Raw genomic sequence first — 25,364 nt, 5'->3', positions numbered from 1 at the left:
AAGCAATGACTATGTTCCCAGCAGGCTTTCCAAATGAGAAACCAACAGACGAATGGTCGGATATTTGAATAAAATCCCTTTTACGGATACCCCTGTTGTTTTTTCGATTTCCATCTCGATTCTGATTGCCATGATGGAATGTCCGCCTAATTCAAAAAAATCATCATCCACGTTAATCTCCGGAAAACCAAGGACATTTCCCAAAAGCTGTGCCAATTGGTTCTCCATTTCGGTATAGGAATCTCCTTCAGGCTTGCCCGTAATCTTGATAAGGTGCTGCGTCATCATATATTCTTGGTAGACTTGTGTGATAGGAACACCCGCATTGCCTTGGGTTTGGGGAGAAGCGGCAGAGCTGCCGGAATCAGTATTGTGGTAGTTTTGCCGTTCTTGTTGCAATGACTCCGATAACGTGAAGCAAAAGTGATCCTCATACCCGAGAAAATCGTTCTCATAATTTAATTGGCCGACAATAACTCGTGATGCTTCCACAGCATTCAGGTTTGCAAAAGCTTCCATGGCATCAGGGGCTGACAAGATGCGGAAGAGTTGATATTTCTCATAATCTTTCCTATCGGTTTCCGAAAAATGATGCTCTGTCGCTGTCTGTTGAAAGCTATTCTCCCATGTCGGCCAATTTACAGTCAGCGTCCGTTGTCCATTCCTGCTTGCATAAGCGGAGAATGTATCCAAATAGGCATTGCCTGCCGTATACGCCCCAGCTCCGCTGCCACCTACCAAGGTCATCGCGGAGGAGAATAAGAGGACAAAATCGAGATTGTCCACTTTGGTCAAATGGTGCAGCAGCCAGGCACCGTGCATCTTGGAATCTATTGTTTGAACAAACTCGGACTCTTCGATCGGATCGGATATCTTGCTGCTTTCTTTGCCGACTCCATGCCCTGCACCGTGAATAATACCATTGATTTGACCAAATTCCGCTCGTAAGGCAGACAGCCTTTCTCCTAGTGATGCTTCATCCGTCACATCAACGCTGAAGCATTGCACCAGAGAACCATTCTTTTCTATTTCACGGATGCTATTAATTCTTGATACTGTCTGCGCATTGGTGTTTTCATTTATGATTTCATCCCATTGCTCCCGTAGAGGAAACGGTGTTCGTTGAAGCAACGCTAGATTCACGCGCTGTTTGGCCGCTACATGTTTGGCGACCTCCAAGCCGATGTATCCTAGCCCCCCCGTAATGATGTACACACCTTCGGATTTGTAGGTTAACGGCTGTTTGGACGGATCCAGCGAAGGAAGCTTCTCCATGATTTGCTCATAGGATTGAGCGTCGCGCCATGAAGTGATCATTTTTTTCCAATCATTCTCGATAAACTTTAGCAAATCGGATGCAGTGGCGGTTTCATCCACATCTATGCCTCTGCATGTAATCCAATTGTTTTCCCTGCCAATCACCTGAATAAAACCTAATAGGCTGGCGTTTTCCGGAAACAGCTGCTGTTCCGTTCCGGTTACTTCGTATGCGAATTGAGTAAATACCGTCAAATCAACCGGCACACGGCCTCGACTGTTGATCCATGCATGTGCTAGGTAATATAAGCTGTTGACGCCCCGATGCAAGCGCTGGTTCAGATCTGAAATACCGGCTGCTTCTCCGTCTCGATGCAAAGACGGTAAATGAATGATCTGCGCGATTTTTTTCTGCTTCAGCTCGTCAAACAACCGCTGATAGCCTTCGATGCTGCCATCCAAAGTGTATTTAAATTGTCCTTGTTTTCTAAATTCGCCGCCTAGTTCCACTTCAACGACTTCTTTGCCCTTCATTTTCAATTTGGTTACAAGCTCTTTGCCCCTGCCGGCAGCGTCGGTAAAGACGAGCATACAACCGAGGGTGGGACTTTTCTTGTTGAAGTCCGGTGTAAATTTACGCCATTGCATGCCGTATAGATAATAAGACGGCGATTTAATTTGCGGAGCAATATAAACCGGCTGCACCCAGCAACGGTTTCTTTCAAACGGATACGTGGGCAGGCTCATTCTTTTCCTGCCGCTATTCTTATATAACTCCTTCCACGGAATATCTGCTCCCATGGAATAAAGCTGGCATAGTCTCGCAACGAACGGCGAACGGTCTGCTCTGCTGTCCTGCCATTGCTGAACCACCGATTGAACTTCCTCAGAGAGTGCCTGATTATCCTTGGTTTGCGCACCTCTGGCTTGATAAAACACGTCTCCCTTATCTGAAGCATAATCCGGAAAATGCAGGCTTTCGATGATTTCGCGAAAGTGGTTGCCATCGGTTACGGCAAATGATAAGCGATACTGGTGATGCCCTCTGCCTATATTGGCTGTATAGCAAACATCATCCATATTAAGGATCGGATGCAAGCAAACGAATTTTTTATATTGCTGTACCAACTCTTGTAACGATGCCTCGCTTTTTGCTGACAGCGTAAAGATTTGCAGTTCATTTGACGGAAGACGGTTATATTGATCAACGGGCGCTTCCTCCAAAACAACATGACAGTTTGTGCCGCTTAACCCAAAGGCACTGACGCCGCATCTTCGCGGTAATAAGTCGGGCTGCCAGGGGACTGGCCGATCCAGTACGTATACAGGAGAATTCTCGAACGGTATTTTCCTGTTTGGCCTACTGTAATGCAGATTTGGAGGCAGCGTTTGATGCTTTAGGGCCATGACTGCTTTGAATAAACCGGCCAAGCCTGCCGCATGATCGAGATGACCGATATTCGATTTCAATGCACCAAGCGCACAAAACTGTTTGCGCTGCGTAAATTTGCTGAATGCTCTCGTCAATCCGTCGATTTCAATCGGATCGCCCAATTTGGTGCCTGTTCCATGCGCTTCTATATACGTAATCGATTCCGGATCAACCTTGGCATCCTGCCAGGCCCGTACAATGACGTCTTCCTGGGCTGCTGCGTTGGGAGCGGTAATCCCAATGGAACGGCCATCTTGGTTGATGTCACTTCCTTTAATTACCGCATAAATATGATCTCCATCCGCCACCGCTTTGTGGAGCGGTTTAATCATTACCGCTCCCACGCCTTCCCCGCTTCCAGTACCATCGGAGCTATTATCAAATGTTTTTGCCCGGCTTGTAGAAGATTCAACCCCTAAGGCAGGCCCCTCGTTCACCTTCAACGGAACCAGATTCAGCTTCACACTGCCGACAACAGCTTGATCGCATTTGCCATTTCGAAGCGCCTCGCAAGCCATATGCAAAGCGACCAAAGAAGAGGAACAAGTCGTATCGATGACCATGCTGGGGCCTCTGAGATTTAATAGATACGATAGCCGCGTTGCAATAAGAGACGGCATATTGCCGGGAAGCGCCACGGTTAATGATGCCTGATCCAGTTCGCTTACCATTCTCAGATAGGTATGAGGATCGGAAACAGGTGCCGTGTGCCCCACATAGACACCCGTTCTGCTTCCGTTTAGCTGCTCTCCTCCATACCCCGCGTCTTCCAAGGCGGAACAGGCGATCTCCAGAAACAGGCGTTGGTGAGGATCGATGACTCCGGCTTCCTTGGGGGAAAGCCGGAAATAATGATAATCAAATTTATCTACTTCCTCTAAAAAACCCATCTCATGATAACGTGCTCGATCCGAGTTTTGGTTGATATAGTTCAAGTACTGATCGATATCTTTTTTTCTTTGCTGCGGAAAATGTCCAATTCCATCCATTCCGTTTAGCGTATTTTCCCAGAACTGCGTTAGATCGTCTGCCATTGGAAACTTTCCCGACATACCGATAATGGCAATTTCATCATACGAGACTTCCGCAATCGTTATGTTTTCTTCATTACTTTCGACGGACTCATCTTCCAAAAACGATTTAAACATCGGCTCTCCCCCCTTTGAGCGATTTCTCCATATCCTTCAGAATAAGCCGAACTAATTTAACATATCGTTCAAATAATTCTTTCATTTTATCGTAAGCAAACCGCTTCGCATTAAATTGGAGAGTAAAGGAATAGGAATCCCGGCCAGGGGAAATCACGATCATCATATCGCTGGCATTGATGACATCTGTCGAAATAGCCGCATACTCTCCGACACCGAACATAGGGGCTGCATCCAGCTCCGATTTTTTCAAACTCAACATGTGAGAAACCGGGTACAATTGATCGGCCGCTTTCATTTCATCAAGCCCGGCAAGGATCGTTTGAATCAGTGAATCCATGTTGTCCACTCCCGCCATTGGAACCGACAATTGCTGCAGTCGGTTGGCCTCAGCATGCACATATTGAAGATGAATATGGGACTGCCTGGAAACATCGGCCAGCAAATATACATAAGCGGCCAACAGGATCACGTCCTCTTGTAACGCTGCTTTCTGAGCCGTTTCCGTTAAGAGCGCCAGCAAGTCCCCTTTGCATTCGTAATTAAGCACAGTCTGAGCAGAAGCCGGTTTGGATCCGCTAAAATAGCTGCGGGGGAAGTTTACCGTTTCCAATTGAACTTGCAGCCCGGTTTGAGCGTGTTGCCCAGATATAAATTCAGCTAAACTTCGAATGGTAGAATACGTGAATAAATCCGTGATCGGAATAGCATAGTGTTTTTGCAAGCGGGCATGTGCCTGAATCAATAGCAACGAATTGCCTCCCAAATCGAAAAAGTTGTAATGGACGCCGATGTTTTCCTTGGATACCTGCAATACTTCAGACCAAATATCCGTTAATAAGTTTTCCAATTCGCTCTCCGGAGCCGTATAACTAACGCCCATATCCATTACACTTTCATGCTGCAGCAATTCAAATCTGTCGATTTTACCGTTAGAAGTAACCGGCATCCTGTCAAGCAGGACAAAATGAGACGGAATCATATACTTAGGAAGTTTGGCCTGCAATTCCTGTCTCAGTTGGGTGACCGTAATCGACTCGCTGCCTGCAATATAGGCGCATAAATAAGATAGTCCCCGCTCTTCTTTCGCCAGAACGACGGCTTCTTCGATTTGAGGGTTTTGCCTTAACGCATATTCGATCTCTCCCAGTTCAATCCGGTACCCCCGAATCTTCACTTGGTGGTCGATCCGGCCCATATACTCGATAGTTCCGTCTGAAAGCCATCTCGCCAGGTCACCGGTCCGGTACATCCTGCTTCCCGTAGCAAACGGATTGTCCACAAACTTCTCTGCCGTCAGTTCCGGTCGATTCAGGTATCCTCTCGCCAGCCCCGTGCCGCTTACGCATAGCTCGCCCGGTACCCCAATCGGCTGCAGGCCCAGTTTCCCGTTTACAATGTACGCCTGCACATTGGCGATCGGTCGGCCAATCGTGACCTTCCCGCCTTCTTCCAGATTCCGGATGAACGTCGCCACCACGCTGTTTTCCGTCGGTCCGTATTCGTTGATTAGCTCCAGATCAGCTTTCAGCCGCTTGCTGCGGCGGATCAGCGATTCCGGGATGGCCTCCCCACCTAACGTGACCTTCCGCAGGCTTTGCATATCCTCTGCTGAAAGGTTTTCCAACAGCGCTCCGTATAGCGACGGCACAGTGAAGAAGTAGGTCACGCCTTGCTCTACAATCGCCTGCCGGATAGCATATGGGTCCCTGGATTCCGCTTCCTTCAGCAGGATCACCTGCGATCCCGAGACAATCGACATAAAGAAGCTGGCCACGAACCCGTCAAAAGCAAACGAGAACAGCTGCAGAACCCGGTCGCTTTCATCCAGTGCGTACTCATCCTTATGCCAATTGATCGTGTTGGCGATGCCCCCATGCTCCACCATGACGCCCTTCGGCTGTCCGGTCGTGCCGGATGTGTAGATAACATACGCCAGGTGATGATCCTGCACGGAAGGCTCCAGGTTGTCCGCCGAATAGCCCTGCAGGTCGTCCTCTCGATAGGCCCACAGTTGGCCGCGGTATGATGAACTTACCTTGAAAGCCGCGGCCGGATAGGTAATTACCACAGCCGCCCCGCAGTCCTCGAGCATGTAGGATATGCGTTCTTGCGGATAACTCGGGTCAATTGGTACATACGCCCCGCCTGCTTTCAGCACGGCGAGCAGGCTGACGATCATCTCCAGCGAGCGTTCCGTCATCACACCGACTACCGTATCTGTCGTAACGCCTCTCCCTTGTAACCGGCGGGCGAGCTGATTGGCTCGTTGATTTAATTCCCGGTACGTCAGCTGGCTGTCCCCGAAAACAACGGCGATCCCATCAGGCGTTTTCTCGACTTGTTCTTCGAACATGCGGTGTATGGTCTTATGCTGTGGATAATCCGTTTGAGTCCGGTTAAAGTCGGAGACAATCTGATCCTTCTCTTGCTCCGTGATTATCTCGATTTCACCCAACCGAACCGTCGGGTCGGCCACGATGCTTTGAAGCACCTGTATCCAGTGTCCGGCAAACCGTGCCATACTTTCTTGCTTAAACAGCTTGGTGGCATATTCCAGGTTGAAGCGAATGCCGTCCGCTTCCTCCATCGCTTCCAAGGACAGATCCAGTTTGGCTGCCTTATGGTCGTACTCATACGGCGTAAAGGTTAAGCCTTTAATTCCCTTCTGAACCTGATTTGTATTTTGCAAAACAAACATCGTGTCGAACAACGGGTTGCGGCTGGTATCTTTACGCAAAGCTAATTTATCTACCAACCACTCAAACGGGTATTCCTGATTGGCATATGCCTGCAGCGCATTCTCTTTCACTTGTCCTACAAACTCGGTGAACGTTTGTTCAGGATCGGAAACATGCCGAAGCGCCAGCGTGTTAATAAACACGCCCAACATATTTTCCAAATCCGCATGCGCTCGTCCCGCAATCGGGGAACCGACTACGATCTCCTGTTGCCCGGTATATTTCATCAGCAGCACATGATAAGCCGCCAATAACACCATATACAGGGTACTGCCGGTTTGCGCGGCAATCCGCTGCAGTCCCTCCGTTAGCTGAGAGTCCGCCATGAAGTGGATGCGATCTCCTTCAAAGCTCTGCATCGCCGGACGCGGATAATCGGTCGGCATGTTCAGCACCGGAATGTCGCCCAACGCTTGCAGCCAATAGGTTTCCTGCTGTTTCAGCGCTTCCGATTGGAAGAATTCCTGCTGCCAAACCGCGTAATCCTTGTACTGGATGCGCAGTTCAGGCAAGGCCTCTCCTTCATAACAGTCGATAAATTCCCGGGTCAGAATGCCCATGGTTGTCCCGTCAGAGATAATATGATGCATATCAAACAACAAGACCTGCCTGCCCTGCGTCCCTGTCGCCAAGCCAACACGAAGCAGGGGCGCGTTATGCAAATCAAACGGCCGGATAAATTGGCGGATGACAGATTCCAGTGCATCATCTGCTGAAAGCTCTTGCTGCTCATCGAATGCGTAATGCTCTACCTTACAGGCAACCGATTCCTGGATATGCTGCACAGGCCGGCCATCTTTCAAGTGGAACGAGGTACGCAAAATTTCGTGGCGGTTCACCAGGTATTGGAGGCTTTCTTCCAACCGGTCGGCATCGAGGTTTCCTTCCACGACAAAGGCTGCCGGCGAATTGTAGTGCAGCCCGTTCTCTCCCATTTGATTTAAGATGAACATGCGCCGCTGAGCGGCGGATAACGGATACGCTTCCCGGAACTCCGCTACAGGAATAGCTTCGTAGTGGTTTCCTGCCGCTTCTTGAATATAACGGGCGAGGGCTTCGATTGTCGGTTGCTGGAAAACTTCCTGAACCGGTATCTCAATTCCAAATTCCTTATGGATCCGCGAAATAAGGACCATGGCTTTCAGGGAATGTCCGCCTAATTCAAAGAAGTGATCGTGAATGCCAATCCGTTCTTTTTCCAAAACGGATTGCCAAATCTGAACCAACTGCTCCTCAATCGGATGACTTGGCGCCACATAACTGTCTTCCATGGCAAAATCTTTGTCCGGCTCCGGCAACGCCTTGCGATCAATTTTGCCGTTGGCGTTTAGAGGGAGTCTGTCCAAAACCATAAATACGCTCGGAACCATATAGCCGGGCAATTTGTCGGATAACGCTTCTCTTATTTCAAGCGTGGACATCGGTTGATGGAAAACCACGTAACCACATAGATAGAGGGACCCGTCGGCATCCTTTTTGTCGACAACGACCGCTTCACGAATTTGTTCCATCTTAAATAATTGGCTTTCAATTTCCCCAAGCTCCACCCGGAAGCCGCGAATTTTGACTTGGTGATCGATTCTTCCGAGAAATTCCATTTGGCCCGTCGGCAGCAAACGCCCCAGATCACCGGTTTTATACATTCTTTCACGTGGATCTTCCAGAAACACATTCTTAACAAAGGCTTTCGCTGTTTTATCCGCATCGTTCATATACCCGCTCGCGACCCCAACTCCGCCAATATACAATTCCCCGGCAACACCGCAAGGAACAGGATTCAAATGCTGATCAAGAATGTAAAAATAATTATTATCAAGCGGTTTTCCGTAGGGAATACTGCTCTGCATCGCCTGAACTTCGGTGATCGGATAATAATTCGACCATACGGTGGCTTCCGTAGCCCCGCCTAAACTGATGACTTCCGCACGAGGGAAATAAAACTTGATTTTGTCCGGCAGCGTAACCGGAATCCAGTCTCCGCTTAGAAACACCAATCGTAGATCAAGCTGCTTATAAGCAGGCGACTCTTCGCCGAGCATATTCACCAAGTGGTTCATCGTCAACGGCACGGAATCCCAAAAGGTTATATTCTTCGTCTGCAGCAAGCGAATCAATTCGGTATGGTTCAAGACTTGCTCTTTGCGGGCAATCACAATTTTACCGCCGCAAGCCAGCATTCCGAACACATCGTACACCGACAAATCAAAGCACATGGATGTTATAAACAGTAGCGTGTCTTGCGTGCCTACAGCAAAGCGCTTATTCACCCACTGAATTAAATTGACCGCCGAATGATGTTCAATCATTACCCCTTTAGGCACTCCTGTGGAGCCTGAGGTATAGATAATATAAGCCAGATCCGTTGCGTCTTTGACGATATTCAGATTCTCCTCCGGATAGCAGGCATACTTCTCCGGATCCAGGGACAGACAATTCGCGACATCCAACCCATAATCGCCGTCCGCCAAGACAGCAGTAATCTCCGCATGTTGCGCGATATACGCTTTGCGGTTCAGCGGATATTCCGGGTCAATCGGAATGTAGGCCGCTCCGGCTTTGAGAATGCCCAGCATCCCGATAATCATTTGAAACCCGCGATCGGCGATCAATGCGACGTGATCCCCGGATTTAACCCCATGAGCGACAAGCATTCGGGCAACTTGATTCGCCTTGGCATTTAACGCGCCATACGACATTTCTGCGTCGTCAACGATGATAGCCGTTTGATCCTTTTGCTTACGCGCTTGGTCTTCAAACAGTTGGTGCAAGGTTTGCGTATGGGAATATTTCGCTTGAGTTGCATTAAAATCGTACACAATCCGTTTATGCTCCGCTTCATTCAGCAGTGGAACCTCTTTCAGCATTCGTGTTGGATCACAGACAATGTGTTCAAGGATACGGACATACAGCTCATAAGCGGTGGCAATTTCTTCTTCATAGATATAATGCGTGGAATACTTGATCTGAATATTTACATGCTGCCGTGTCCGGGAAACCTCCAGGTCGAATAAGGTGTTCGTCATTTCACTGGATTCGAGCTTGATCTTCCGATCAGAGCCGCGAATCGTGCTTTGTGAATCTACGGCTTCCAAAACATGAAATTCCGTATAATTATACAGGGTGTCAAACAGTGGATTAATGGAATAATGATTCCCTTCTCCGATTTGTTGCGAAATATCGACCAGCTGCATTTCATTCGTAAAAATCGCCTGAAGGTGCGAACGGACCTTCTCCAAAAGCTGCTCTCCCGTCACATCGTAATCCAGTGCAATACGAAACGGCAGCGTATTTAAGAAGCAGCCCAGCATCGCGTCCCCATCCTCGATAGACGGACGATTATGGGTCACGATTCCTGTAACCAGATCCTTTTCCGTCGTCACAATATGCATCATATACAAGTAAGCGGAGAAGCATAGCTCCTTAATGCTGTACCCCGTTTCGCTCACTGTCTTTTCGAGGGATCGCAGAAGGCCGGACTCAAGCTGTTTCCGGTAAATGACCACACTTGGCTCGCGCCGGATTTGTTTGCCTGTCAGGTTGAAAGGCAGCTTGCTGCGTGTATATCCGTCCAGATACTGCTGCCAAAATAAGCGCGAGCCGTCGGAGTATTTATGAAACAGCTGCTGCGCGACATAATCCTTATAGCTGGCTTTGAGCGGTGTGAGATGCTCATTCCTGCCGCTTAGCAAGCTTTCGTAAATTTCTACCAGCTCTTTATTGAAGGTAGCTACGCTCCACCCATCTAGAATGGCGTGATGGAAGGACAAGATGATGCACACGTCGCAATCCGACAAACGAAATACACCAAGCCGCCATAGAAGCTCCCCGGAAACTAAAAATTTAGTTTGCAAATCCATCTGCATGTAATCTTGTATGGATTGTTCCTGCACAGCTTGACTCAAGCCGGATACATCTTTAAGCTCAAGAGCCGGAAGTACATTGCGGTGCACGACCTGAATCGGTTCACTGTAGCGGTCCAGCAGCAGGGTTGTTCTTAAGATCGGATGTCTTTCCGAGAGCTGGGCCAAGGCCTTGCAGAAGACGGTCCAATCAAATTCCAAGAATTGCAAAAGGTAATAAAACTGGTCGTGATAAATAGGCTCTGACGGCTTCAGCTTCGAGTAAAACACCATGCTTTGCTGGATGCCGCTCAGCGGATAATAATCCTCCGTATCCTCCGGCAATGGCTGCTCTAAGGCTTCGAGACCGATGCGTTGTTGAACAGCTTGAAGAAGCTCCAGCCCTTCTTCCCTGCTATCCTGCCGCTTGGAATGCTCGCTTGACAGCCATGCAGCCAATTCGGCGATTGTAGGGCGCTTATAAAAATCAGCTGCCAGCATGGAAATATGAAAGTCTTCATTGATTCTGCTGATTAAACGGATTACTTTAATGGAGTCCCCGCCGATAGCGAAAAAGTTATCATGAATCCCTACCTGATCCTGCCGCAGCACGGCCGCCCACATGTCGGCAATTTTCATTTCCATCTCGGTACTCGGGGCCGTATAGCTGTTCTGAGCTCTAGCTGATAAAAGGGGCTCCGGCAGTGCTTTACGGTCTATTTTCCCGTTGCTTGTCAGTGGCATGCTCTCCATCTGTACCAAATAGGCGGGAACCATAAAATCCGGCAGCTGTTGAAGCAGCTGTTGCCTGATCTTTGCTTCGTCCAATTTCCGTTCGGCCACAAAATAACCTATCAAAGCGGTGTCATTATCCTCATCCTGCCGGGCAATGACAATGCATTCGCGCACAGCTTCAACCTGCATCAGCTTACTTTCAATTTCGCCCAGCTCTATGCGGTAGCCCCTGACTTTTACCTGATGATCGATCCTGCCCAGATATTCCAGCTCCCGGTTTTCATTCCATCTGACTAGATCCCCGGACCGGTACAGCCTCTGTGTGGAATCAAACGGACTTTGGATAAATCGTTCGCGGGTTAGCCGCTCGTTGTTGATATACCCTCTGGCCACGCCCTCGCCGCCGACAAACAGCTCCCCGGCCATCCCTTGCGGCACGACACGGGAATGCTGATCCAGAATGTAGCAGCTTAATGTGGGAATGGGCTTGCCTATGTTGCTCGTATTCGAGTTTATTTCGGCTTCCCCGATTTCTTTGTAGGTAACATGAACCGTTGTTTCCGTAATTCCATACATATTGATTAGCTTGGTTTGCGGATACTTAGCCTTCCATGGCTTCAGCATCGCAGGCTTTAACATTTCACCGCCAAATATCACATATCGCAAAGATAGTCCGGCATGGTTTAGTGCGCTGTCCATATGGATCAGGTTAGAGAATGCGGATGGCGTCTGATTTAAAACCGTCACCCTTTCCCGAACCAATAGTTCTAAAAATTGCTGCGTATCCTTGGCAGCCTCCTTGGACACGATGACCAGCTTGCCCCCAAATAATAAGGCGCCATACATTTCCCACACGGAAAAGTCAAAGCAGTACGAGTGAAACATCGTCCAGACGTCCGCTTCGCTAAAATCAAAGAGCTGTCTGTCATTGAGCAGCAGCCTCACCACATGGCGGTGCTCGATCATGACCCCTTTCGGCCTGCCCGTCGTACCCGAGGTATAGATAATGTAGGCCAGATCGCTCGACTGATTCATCCCAGTCAAATTCTCATCCGAATGCATCGGAAGCTGCCGCATATCGATCGTCTCGAAGCCCTCAAGCAGGGAGGAATCGGTATAATGGGCTTGTGTTACTACATAACGGACGCTGCTGTCTGAAAGCATGTATTGAACTCGCTCCGAAGGATAAGCCGGGTCCAGCGGCACATAAGCGCCGCCTGCTTTGAGAATGGCCAGCAGGCCGACAACCATATCGAGGGACCGATCCGTCAACAGGCCCACTCTTTCGTCGGGCTTAACTCCTTTATCCCGCAGCTCCCGTGCCAGTTGGTTGGCTTTCTTGTTCAGTTCATCGTAAGTGAAATACTCATGCTCGAAGGTAACCGCCACCCGATCAGGATGGCTCCTCACCTGCTCCTCAAATATGGAATGCAGCGTCCGATCGCTAGCATATTGTGCTTGGGTATCATTAAATTCACTAATTAATTTTTGTTTTTCCGCAGGATCCGCCATATCAATCCATACTAGAGGAACATCGGGATACTGCGAGGCGCCCTGTAAATAGAGAAACAAATGTCTGGCAATGGCATCAATCGTTTGCTCCCTGTATAGTCTCTCGTCAAAACTAATCTTCATTTCAAGGGTGTCTTCCTGTTTACGAAACACAAAGCAGGTATCCGTCTCCGTTTCCTCGATGGCGGATGCAGGATGAATCCCTTCGAACAAACACGCGGTATTACATAACGGAGCTGCAGAAGATGCAGTACGCAAGGCAGTCAGCTCCAATATGCTTGGTATGGGATAAAACCCATACTCATTGGCCTCCAAAAAGCTCCGCTTCGTTTCAGTCAACAGCTGACGGAAAGTCAACGACTCCTCCTCAATCGTTACTTTTAATGGGAGCAGAACTGAATCTGGGGACGTTGGCGGTAGCTCGGGCAGCACCAATGGCATGCCTATCAGCATATCACTGCAGGCGGTATATTCATGCAGCACAATAGAAAGTCCGGATAACAATAGGAGATATAATCCGAAATCCGTGTGATTGCTCATCTGAAGCAGTCTGGATGCCAGGTTGGACGGAAGCTCATAGCTCCTCTCATTTATCACGCGTGATTGGGAGCGGGAAACCGTTTTATCATATGGGAATGTGGCAGGAAATGGATTTCCCTGCAATTGCTGAAGCCAATACTTCTTGGCCGATTCCATATCAACCTGATTGATTGACATGCCCTGAATAGACGGACGATTCATCTGCATCTCTCCTACACAAATTAGAAATTAAATTCAATATCCTGTATCCGTGCAGGCTTGCGTGTCGCATAAGGGCCTTGCAGCTGAATATCAGCGATCCTGGTGTTCGGATCCATCGTTACGGCTGTCAAAATTCGGACATAATCTGTCAACATCTGCTCAGCCGTTTCTTTTCGAAACAGCTTGACTGCATAATCCAATGCGAGGTTCATTTGCTCCTGCCTCTCCATAATTTCCAAGCTGATGTCTACCTTGGCTGCCGGGAGGAAGAACTCGTAGGGAACCACCTTCATATTGCCCGCATTAAGCTCCGCGTCGTCTTGATTTTGCAAAACAAACATGGCGTCGTATAACGGGTTGCGGCTGATATCCCTGGGCAGCTGAAGCTTTTCAACGAGCTGCTCGAAGGGATAATCCTGATTTTCAAATGCGTCCAGGGTAATTTGTTTCATCTCCTGCAAATAATCCTGAAACGTCATATGACTCTCGGGCTGACTGCGAATCGCAAGTGTATTAACAAGCATGCCGACGATTCCCTGCAAATCCGCATGTGTCCTCCCTGCAGCCGGCGTACCAACGACAATGTCCTCGGAGCCGCTATATTTGGACAAAAGAATGTGGAAGGCCGACAATACAACCATATACAATGTGGCATTGTTCGCAGCGGCAAGTGCATTCAGGCTTGTCGTCATCTGCCGGTCCAATGTCAGACGAATCCGCGATCCTTCAAAGCTTTGAACAGCCGGTCTCGAGAAATCCAGAGGAAGCCGAAGCGTCGGAATCGTGCCCGAAAATCTATTCTGCCAATAGGCTTCCTGCTGCTGAAGCGCTCCTTGTGCTAAGGATTTCTGCTGCCAAACGGCATAATCCTTATACTGAAGCCGCAGCTCGGAAAGCTCACGTCCGGCATACAAGCTAAGCAGATCCTTCACGATTATCCCCAGGGATACCCCGTCCGAGATAATATGGTGCATATCGATATACAGCACATTACGCTCTGGGAGCCTTATCAATACGGCTCTCATTAAAGGTGGAACCCGCAGATCAAATGGCTTCAGAAGGGACGGAATCATCTCTTCCCATTGATCATCCGTGAGATCCATCGTGTGTAATCGAAAATCAGCTTCCGGATGAATGATTTGTATAAACTCCCCTGCCGACATATCGAAGGAGGTGCGCAGCGATTCATGGCGTTGAACCAGTGCCTGGAAGGTCCACTCCAGCCGCGGAATATCCAGATCTCCCTCGATTATATAGGCACCAGGCAGGTGATAGGTCGTATCGGATAGATCAAGCTGCTGCAGAACGAATAATTTCATTTGAGCGGAAGACAAGGGATAGCTCGCCGCAGATTCCGCCTTGGGGATTTCTTCATGGGCTGAGGCAGCTGCATTTTGAATCGCTATGGCAAGCTGTTCGATGGTTGGCGCCTGGAATATTTCCTTCAATCCGAGCTTGACCTGAAAATGCTGCTGGACCTTGGCCAGTAAAGTTATTGCCTTGAGAGAATGGCCGCCAATCTCAAAGAAATTATCCTGTACGCCGACCCGTTCCAGTGACAACAGCCGTTTCCAAATTTCAACCAACTGCGCTTCCAGTTGATTCTGCGGAGCCATATAGTCGTTGCTTGACTGCAGATGGCCTTTAAGCTGCATCAATGCCTTACGATCCACTTTGCCGTTCGACGTCAGCGGCATGTTATCCAGTTGAATGTAAAACGAAGGAATCATATAGTCGGGTAATTTCTTCTTCAGATGCATACGAATGTCATTGACGTTTACCTCATGTTTGGTCACGAGATAAGCACAAAGCTGTTGATCCTCACCCGCCGAACCTTTGACCAGTACGACAGCTTCGGCAACATCCTCACAACTCAAGAGTGCCGTTTCGATTTCACCCAATTCAATGCGAAAACCGCGCAGCTTAACCTGATGATCCAACCGGCCCATATATTCAATACAACCGTCCGGCAGCCATCTGGCTAAATCGCCGGTTCGATACATACGTTCACCCGGCTGAAACGGATTATCGACAAACTTCTCTGAAGTTAGATCCGGACGATTCATATATCCCCTGGCCAATCCGACGCCGGCAATACATAATTCGCCTGGAACGCCGACAGGCTGCAGCTTCATGAACGCATCCACAATATACAGCTGGATATTATCGATCGGTTTGCCGATCGGGACCGTTTCCAGTACCTCACTCGGTTGGCATTCGAAACAAGTAACGTCAATTGCCGCTTCCGTAGGACCGTATAAATTAATCAGTTTCGCCGCCAAGTCCGGATAAAAGAATTGATAAAAGCGTTCCACTTGGCGAGCGGGGAGCGCCTCACCGCTGGCAAATACATGTCTTAAACTCTTCAAACTGTCGGAAAGCCTTCCATCTGAAGTTCCTTCAGCCTTATCTGACTCGGACTGCCGTTCTACATAATCCAAGAACAAGTGAAGCATAGAAGGGACAAAATGCATGGTGGTCACGTTATGTTCGGCTATCGCAGCAACGATTTTTTGCGGGTCCTTCTCTTCACGGGGTTGCAACAAACATACGGACGATCCTGCATAGCTCCACCAGAAAAGCTCCCAAACCGAAACATCAAAGGTAAACGCCGTTTTTTGCAAAATGACATCCTGGGGTCCTAGAGGATATTGCTTCTGCATCCAATGAATCCGGTTGACCACCGCCGTATGCTCGAGCATGACCCCTTTTGGCTTACCTGTAGACCCGGAAGTATAGATCACATAAGCTAAATGCGTTGGACCGGCAAGCGGCTTCAAATTAGAGGAATCATGATGGTACACCTCTGGATCCTTCAGATCCAGCCACAATCCGGAGAAAGCCAGCCGTTCCATCAAATAGCTCTGTGATAAAAGAAGCTTGGTTCCGGTATCATCCAGAATGTAGCGGATTCTTTCCTCAGGAAAGTGAGGATCAATAGGAACATAGGCCCCGCCAGCCTTTAATATGCCGAAAATTCCTATCAGCATCTCGAAGGACCGCTCCATCATAATGGCTACCGGGTGATCCGGCTGTACACCGTTCGCTCTTAACGTTCTCGCCAGTTGATTGGCTTTGCCGTTTAGCTCGCCGTATGTCATTTGTTCGCTTCCCAACACTACGGCAGTCTGGTCCGGCATGCCGGTTGCCCGCTCTTCGAGCCATTGGTGAATGGTCCTGTTGGAATCATACGCTGCATAGGTTTCATTAAATCCGAACATCAGTTGCGCCTTTTCCAACTTGTCCATCATGTCGATCTGCGAGATCAGCATCTCCGGCGACATGGTTACTGCTTTAAGAATTTGAACATAGTGGCGCGCAAACCGCTGCATGGTTTGATGCTGAAAAAGCTTGGACGCATAATCCATGCGAAGCTGCAGGCCCCCTTCGAGCTCTGCCAATTCCAGCGTAATATCAAACCTGCTGTAATGATCTTCCCCTGCATAAGGCTTTATTTGCAATCCGGTGATCCGCTTGTAAGACCAAGACATATTTTGATAGCTGAACATGGTATCGAACAAGGGGTTCCGGCTCAGGTCCCGCTGCACGTTTAGTTTCTCCACCAAATCCTCGAAGGGATAATCCTGATGCTCCAAGGCCTGCAGCGTATTGTTCTTCACCTCCGTCAAAAACTGACGGAACGTTTTAGCGCCCCCAGGCTTGTTCCGCAGCACCAGCGTATTGACGAACATACCGATCATACCCTCCAGGTCAGCATGCGGCCTTCCCGCTGACGGTGAGCCCACGACGATATCTTCTTGACCGCAGTACTTTGAAAGCAAAATATTGTAAGCAGCTAAATAAACCATGTAAGGTGTCGAGTTGGTGCTGGAAGCAAGCTGCTGGACCCTTTCTTGCAAACCGGAATCCAGGGCAAAAGCTACCCTGCCCCCTTCAAAGGTTTGGACCGTAGGCCGCGGAAAATCAGTCGGTAAATTCAGAACCGGAATGTCATCCGAAAAGGTTTGCAGCCAATATCGCTCGTGGCTGTGCATCAACTCTCGGCTAAGCTGCGTTTGCTGCCACACGGCAAAATCGCGATACTGCACCCGAAGCTTCGGCAAAGTGTCACCTTGATACAGCGTGAGGAATTCATCCATCAAAATCGAGATCGACACTCCATCCGCGACAGCATGGTGCATGTCGAACATCAGCAGATGCCTGTGTTCTGCGACAGGTATCACACCGGCTCTGAACAGCGGTGCCACTTTGAGATCAAAAGGACGAATAAATTGGCTGATAACCTCCCCTATGCCTGACTCCCCTGCTTCATACTCTTCTAGCGGGAAATCAGCTGAAGGAATCACCTTTTGTACGAATTCGCCATCTTGCCACTGGAAGCTTGTTCTTAGGCTTTCATGCCTGTTGACAAGTTCCCTACAAACACCTTGCAAGCGTTTTTTATCCAGCTCCCCCTCGACTTCAAAGAGACATGTCTGGTTATAGGAATTATTGCGCTCATCCAGCTGCTGAAGCACCAACAGTCTCTTCTGAGCCGAAGTGACAGGATAGTCCGGCCGATCTGGCACCGGTATGATATCCGTAAAGACCGATTGCTCCCTGGGTTCGATGGTTCTAGCCATTTGGCGGATCGTCGGCGCAGTGAACAGCTCACGCAAGGTCAATTGCACGTTGAATTGTTGATGAATTCGCGAGGCAAGCGACACAGCCTGCAGTGAATTCCCGCCGATATCAAAAAAGTGATCATCCAATTCAATCAAATTCATCCGCAAAATTTCAATCCATATGGCGAAAAGCTCACGTTCCGTCTTACTCCACTGTGAAGCATGCTCTTCTACAATTTCCCCCCTATGTATCTGGCCCTCATCGGTCTCGGATAGCTGCAGCAATTGATTCGCTGTGCAATGCTTTAGCGGAAGCAGGTAAGCGTAATGAGGCAAGCTCGAATCTTCCAGCCCTGACACAGTCCAGTCCCACTGCTGATTTAAGGAATGGTTTGGTATAATTTCGGTTTTATCTTCACCTTGTACAGACAAGCTTTTCTCATGCCGTAACGACTCTATTGCGGCCGCAGGTTCCATGCCTTCGTCGCGCTTGACTCGCTCAGTGTTAATTTGAATGTGATCCATTGCATCCGCAATCCGTTCCAATGGCAGCCGGTAACGGACACTGCCATTTTCCTCCCCGACGGCTTCCCATCCGGATTGATCCAGAAACAGTTTGAAGGGCTCGTTTTTCTTGCTTTTCACATAGGGAGCATCCAACGCCAGACCGCCGCAGTCTTTGACAAATTGCTTCAAAACACAGAGGATGGCTAACTCCACTTGACGGCCAAGCACTCGGCAGCTTAACAAAAATGTGTCTAGGACGAATGTCTGCTGCTCCATGGAACCGATTACCAAGCCGACAAAACCGTATTCTCCGAAGCGGTCCTCCACTTCAATTCCCCAGCACTGTGTTTTATCCGAAGCGAGCAGCATAAGGATTTCTTCTTCCGTTCTGCGTACCGTGCTCATGTTAAATTGATTCGTCCGCTGCGTAAGCTGTGCCGCTCGGGCAGCTTGCTCCGGCTCCAGACGGCGCATCGTCAGGCGCAGCTCCAAGCTTTGCAGGAATCCGTCGATCGTTCCATACTCGATGTCCTGACTGCTGCGGCGCTTAGCTTCTGCCAGGTAGTAACTCGTTCTTTTCCGGTCTTCCTCCGTGACGCTGAATTTATCAAAGGCCCATACATGCTGCAGAAAGGCAGAAATTTGCAGCGGATTCCCGGGAAGCTGCAGCGCAAGCACCTCTGGACAATGCTGTAAAACTTCGGAGCATTCCAGCGCGCTGTCATCCAGAAAGATAAAGCTGTCCAGACCCAGATTCAGCTCGTCAGCCAGCTGACGAAGATTCGCCGACTTGGCCTGCCAGTTGATTCTGCTGCTTACAAAATGCTCCCTTTTCAAAATCATCCGTGGATTTTTCTCAAATACATCCCATACATCCTGCTCATTGTTTTTGCTGCACAAAGCCAACAGCATGCCCTCATTAAACCGATCCAGCATGAACTGCTGCAATTCTCTAAACGGTGCCTCTAACCCTACCCCAAGAGGGCCGGTTTCACCGCTAACTCCCTGCCAAATCGTATTATCGCAATCGAGAATAATCGCTTTAAACTTTTGTTTTTTCCAAGCTACCAGGTTTCTTGCAATTACAGTGCCCATCGCTGCGTAAAATTCGTCGGTGAACGGCAGATGGCCCTCTTGATCCTTAATGGCGTCAAATATTTGCGGTTCGGTTGGAAACAGCGATGAACCGGCAGCACCGAAATCAATCAGATGAATGTGCTCGAATCCGCTTAACGTCTGCTTCCATCGTTGATTCAGGGCATCTACATAGTTCAGCATTTCGCTGCTCAACGATAAGTGAGTGGCTACCGGAAATACTCCTACCCAGTAGAACGCCTTTCCAGCCGGCTTCTCCAAACTTTTCACCAAATCCGTATAAATGCTTTCTAATTTAGCCTTCTTGACCTGTTCTGTGGATATATCGTCACGCAGAAAATCTTCAAAGCGAACAAGTAATACATTGACTCCCTTGTTGGCGGCGAACAGACTGGCAGGATCAAGCAGCTGCTGGAATACTTGATGATAGGGCGCAAACGTTACCTTGGTATCTAATTGAAACTGTCCGCACCACCAGCGGATCGTCTCTTCGATGGGCTCCGATGTGAAGGTTGCGCTCACGACGAGGTCAATGAGATCGTCCTGCTTCGCATGCTCCGATTCATCGACCGGCAGGTCCTGTTGAGCTGCCGGCTCCATTTCATTCCGCAGATGAATTTGCCCAAAAGGCACATCGGCATGCTCACCGGCATAGTCAGCAAGCATCAGGAATCGGTCCAAGAAGAGCCTCATTGAAGCTTCTGTGTACAAGGCCGTATCATACTGCATAACCCATACCATTTCCCCTGCCAAATCACTCCAAACATCCAATTTAAAATCGAGCGGGGAAGCCGAGTTATGCAGCGGATATTCCGAGAACGTCAGCCCTTCCTCTTCCATATTGAGCTGGGCCGTAGGGTTCATCTGAAATTCGTTATGATACACCAGCATCGTGTCGTATAGCGGATTTCGGGAACGGTCCGTCTTCAACTGCAGGTCACTGATCATTTGATCAAAAGGATAATCATGCGTATAGGCTTCTCCAATCGTTCGGTTCACCTGCAATAGGTGTTCCGTTAACGTTTGGGCAGGCTGAATCCGGATACGAATCGGCAAAAAGTTAATGAACATGCCGAACACGTTTTCCAAATACGGATGATTTCTTCCTGACACCAATGTGCCTACGACCATATCGTTTTGGCCGGTATTTAGATGCAGAAATGCCGTATACAAGGAAAACAGCAAAGAATTCATTGTCACGCCGCTAGTCTTGGCAAAGCTCTCCAACATGCTTCTGGTTTCTGCCGGTACAGGATATCGCAAAGACTGTCCTGCTGCCCCTTTTTGCGCAGGTCTAGCAAAGTCGGTAGGCATTTGAAGCTTAGGCAGCTCCCCCGACAGCTGTTCGAGCCAGAACCTCTTGTGATCGTCCAAAAGACCAGCTTGAAGCGCCTCCTGCTGCCAGACGGCATAATCCTTGAATTGAACCGCCGCAGCCTCCACCGCCCGCCCTTTATACAGCTCGCAAAATTGTTTGATCAAAATGCTCGAGGATACGCCATCAGAAATAATATGGTGCATATCGATCATGATCAGATGACGGCCTGAAGAAAACATGACAATGCCGACACGCAGCAGCGGCGCTGTGGCCAAGTCAAAGGGCTGAACAAAGCTGGAGATTACAGCATCAAGTTCGTTCTTTGAACTTTGAAAGCGTTTTATCTGAAAATCTACCGAATCGCTGATCAGTTGAACCGCCTGTCCATCCCTGAATTGAAAAGAGGTCCTAAGTGCTTCGTGATTTGCAATCAGCTCCCGGAAAACACCTTCCAGACGCTCCATATTGAGCATACCGTCCGACATGATACAAAAGGGTGTATTATTCTCCGTTCCTTGCGCTCCGAACTGCTCCTGTATGAAGACACGATACTGCGAGGAAGTGAGCGGGTAATGCTCTCGTTTCGCAGCCGGCTTCAAAGCAGCATAATAATCCGTACGATGATTTTGCTGCAGAGCGTTTTGTTCAAGGAAGCCCGCCAAATCAGCGACGGTCACATAATTAAACAGATCAGAAACCTCCAGAGGGACCGAAAGCTCCAGCCGGATCCGGTTCACGATTTTAAGCGCCAGGATGGAATCCCCGCCTAATTCATGAAAATTGTCCGCCACATCAAGCTTCCGAAACCCAAGGGTCTCCCCCCAAATCTGTGCAATTTCTCGCTCTACAGCCGTGTAGATGCCGGACGCTCTACCAGCCAATTCAACTTCCTCTACAGCAAGGGCGGCCGTTTCCCGTATGGAGGACTCCAGGACATACAGGTTTGCTGCGGCCTTGTCAATGTCCAGCCAGCAGCGGCTTGCTTCAAACGGATACGCAGGAAGACGCATTTTCCTTGGTTTTTGTCCTTTATAAAGCTGCTCCCAGGCAATCGACGCACCCTGTGCATACAATCTGGCAAGCTCCATCAGACTTGGTGCTGAATTCGCTGCCGGCTCGTTGCCGTTAGATAACGCACCCTCCGGCTTCTGGTACCCGTAAAAGATTCCTTGCTCCTCCCTGGAAGCCAAACCCTGTCTGAGCAGCTGCTCGCATTTGCCGATAAGCTCCTGCGAATTGTGAAATACAATTGCTAATCTATGCTCATAATGGTCTCTTTTCAGGCTTGCGGTGAAGCACATATCAGCCAAACGATCCTCTTGAATGGTAAGCTTGCTGTATTCCATCACAAGCCGTCTTAATGCGGAGTCGCTCTTGGCGGAAAGGCTTAACAAAAAGGAATCCGACTCGCCCGGGAACGACTTCCCTTCTTCAACGGGAGGCGCCTCTTCCAGCACAATATGGCAGTTCGTACCGCTCATCCCAAAAGCGCTGACACCACAACGGCGCGGCTGCCCTTCCGATTCCCATTCCATCAAACTGTCGGCCACATAAACCGGGGACTCGATAAAGTTAATCGTCTGATTGGGTCTGTTAAAATGCAGCAATGGAGGAATCTGCTTATGCTTCATGGCCAATACCGCTTTTAACATCCCTGCCATCCCGGCAGCGTGATCCAGATGACCAAGATTCGTTTTCGTCGAGCCAATCGCCACAAAATGCTTGCGGTCGGTGAACCGCCGGAATGCCCTTTGGATACCATCCACTTCAATCGGGTCGCCCAGCTTTGTACCGGTTCCGTGAGCTTCTATATAAGAGATCGACTCCGGATCCACGCCGGCGTTCTCCCATGCTTGTACAATAACCGCCTCTTGCGAAGCTGCATTCGGTGCTGTCATACCTATGGAGCTTCCATCCTGATTTACCGCGCTTCCTTTAATGACCGCATAGATGGAATCTCCATCTTGAAGGGCCTTGCCGAGCGGCTTTAGCAGAAAGGCAATGACTCCTTCACCCGCGCCGGTCCCGTCGGAGCTGTCATCGAAGGTTCTAGCCCGCCAATCCGATGCCTCAATGCCAATTTTTACTTCATTTGCCAAGGGCATGAGATGAACCTTCACGCTTCCGGCAATCGCCATATCGCATTCCTGGTTTCGAAGTGCCTGACAAGCCATATGCACGGACACCAGAGAGGACGAGCACGCCGTATCGATGCATAAGCTTGGCCCTTTCAGATCCAGCAAATACGAGATTCTACCCGCGATAATAGAGCTAAGATTGCCGGGAATCGCAAGGGACATCAGATCAGGATCCGTATCGGCCACCATGCTTTTGTAATCGTATAACGAGTCGGAGTTGTAGCCGACATAAACCCCTGTTCGGCTTCCGGCTAATTGTTGTCTGCTGTAACCGGCGTCCTCGAAAGCGTGCCATGCCGTTTCCAGAAACAACCGCTGGTTTGGTGTCGTTAGGCTGGCTTCCTTGGGGGATAGCTTAAAAAACGCATAGTCGAACGTATCGATTTCCTCTAAGAAAGCTCCATGAAAATATTCAGGCTCTCCCGAGTGGCGAATTCTTTTTTTAGCATAAGGCTCTATATCCCTGCGTCTTGCTTCAGGAAATTCGGAAATAAAGTCTACTCCATTTTGAATGTACTTCCAGAATTGTTCCAGATCGTCCACCAAGGGCAGTTTGGCCGAAATGCCGATTATTGCAATCTCGTGCATGGATAACTCTTCAACCGGCGGACTTTCTCCGACCCCCTGCTCACCCCATTTAATTACATTGAAATCCAGCATATATGCGCCCACCCTTTTATCCATGTTGTTCTGTGCGAATTCATGCACTAACCTTGACTTGCTCGACAGCAACAGGCTGCTTGCGCTCTGTATCCCTGTTTTTCCAAAGATAAATCATGAAACACAGCACACCTATTGTGCAAATCGTAAACGTCCATACAATGCCCCGTCCATAAGCCAGCTCAAGCTTTCTCACTACGTAATAAGCGGCAAACACGAAAAACTCGTTGATGATCGGAGCCCAAATGGATTTGTACCACTCAAACAACAAGCTAAAAATAAGAGCACCCAAACACGCGTATACCGTCAGCAGGGGATCCCAGTTGAAGAACAAGCCCCCATAAATAATGCCGGTCATCAATACGGAAATCCACATCGGCAGAGCAGACCGTAACACGTTATAGACCAAAGCCCGGAAAAAAATTTCCTTATAGATCGAATGGTAGACCAGAAATGCTATATATACCGGCAAAATAGCTGTCGTCAAGTAAACCGTCAATTGTTCAAATTGCGGGAAGTTTTGTGAGAAATAAGGGAATAAGAACAAGCACTGCACCCATACCCCCATCATGGTGCCCATGATTGCGATCAATACCCCGTTTTTAACGGAAATGCGGGTGAAATTGCTGACCTTAATCAAATTCTGCTTGTGGACCTTTTTCATTACAAAATAGTACACGACAAGGGCCAGAATATCGTAAGGGAGGAAGCCGAATATGTTATTGTGCCCCAACCATTGGTTTATCGCACTAATGCGCATAACTCCGTTATTCCACACGCCGAAAATAAACGGATAATAAACCAACGAATAAACCGATGTCCATAAAAACAAATTGCCGATCATCTTTAAATTGTTAATTTTCGTATCCTCATGCCAAACGGCCTTCAGGAGGACGATGATAAAAAGTAAGCATATTCCGGTGATAAGCAGTAAAACATGATCCGGAATGCTGCTTAATGCATCCAGAAGCCCCGTTTTCTTCGAGACGAAAATGATGGTGTTCATAACGGCGGCGGTGATAATAGTTGACCAGATGGACTGAAGACGGTAGTAGAGAATGCCATAAATGATTGCGAGAAAAACGGCGATTACTTGAATGCTTGGATTGGGCTGACAGTATCCGTAAATGACGGCTTGCAGCAGTAAAGCGGCAATGAAAGGCATTTTTTTGAGCATGAGATTGAATAAAATGCCCCGAAAGAAAATTTCCTCGAATAAAGGGCCGATGATGCATAACCCGATGATGATCATGATAAAGGACTGAGATCTCATAAACATGTCGATATATTCATTGAAATCCGGAAAGTGGTTAGCGATAAACGATACTTTAATCATGCAAATGAACAAGAGTCCTGTAAAAATCCCCATCAAGCTGGTCAGCAGGACATCTTCTTTGCGTAAGCGGGTGAAGCGGCTCATGGCTGCAATGCTTTCATATCGGTCCTTGAGCACAAGCCTCCTGATCTGAAAAATAACCAGAACCAGCACGGATGTTACCGCGAACATAACGCTGATCCAAATCGGCAGATTGTTAAACATAAAATTTCCATATGCCCCAGAATTGGGAACGATATAGTCATTGTGAATGGTCGCGACCATAAGGAAGGTCCCCAGCAGAAGAATTAATTCGCCCGTCATCGTCAAATATTTTTTCATCTTTCTTCGTCCTCTCCAT

Annotated in this window: 4 protein-coding genes; all 4 read right to left on the bottom strand. The window is 48.7% G+C overall.

Translation table 11 applies throughout. From position 1 onward, the window contains the following. Nucleotides 1–9 precede the first annotated feature (9 nt). From H8B09_RS10285 to H8B09_RS10270, 4 genes are read right to left on the bottom strand one after another with little or no spacing between them, the layout of a single operon-like run. Nucleotides 10–3,837, bottom strand: a complete 3,828-nt coding sequence (locus H8B09_RS10285; RefSeq protein WP_191203406.1) for a type I polyketide synthase — start codon at nucleotides 3,835–3,837, stop codon at nucleotides 10–12. Next, nucleotides 3,830–13,405, bottom strand: coding sequence for a non-ribosomal peptide synthetase (locus H8B09_RS10280; protein ID WP_224753445.1), 9,576 nt, complete (start codon nucleotides 13,403–13,405; stop codon nucleotides 3,830–3,832). The genes H8B09_RS10285 and H8B09_RS10280 overlap by 8 nt, the downstream gene beginning before the upstream one ends. A 20-nt stretch (nucleotides 13,406–13,425) precedes the next feature. Beyond that, on the bottom strand, nucleotides 13,426–23,688 hold the full coding sequence (locus H8B09_RS10275) for a non-ribosomal peptide synthetase (protein WP_191203404.1): 10,263 nt from the start codon (nucleotides 23,686–23,688) through the stop codon (nucleotides 13,426–13,428). Between the two features lie 40 nt (nucleotides 23,689–23,728). Continuing rightward, nucleotides 23,729–25,345, bottom strand: a complete 1,617-nt coding sequence (locus H8B09_RS10270) for a type II CAAX endopeptidase family protein (RefSeq protein WP_191203403.1) — start codon at nucleotides 25,343–25,345, stop codon at nucleotides 23,729–23,731. Nucleotides 25,346–25,364: the final 19 nt, after the last annotated feature.

Source organism: Paenibacillus terricola (assembly GCF_014779765.1).
In the GTDB taxonomy this organism is placed as follows: Bacteria; Bacillota; Bacilli; order Paenibacillales; family Paenibacillaceae; genus Paenibacillus_T; species Paenibacillus_T terricola.
This window is presented reverse-complemented; position numbering and strand designations above follow the sequence as displayed.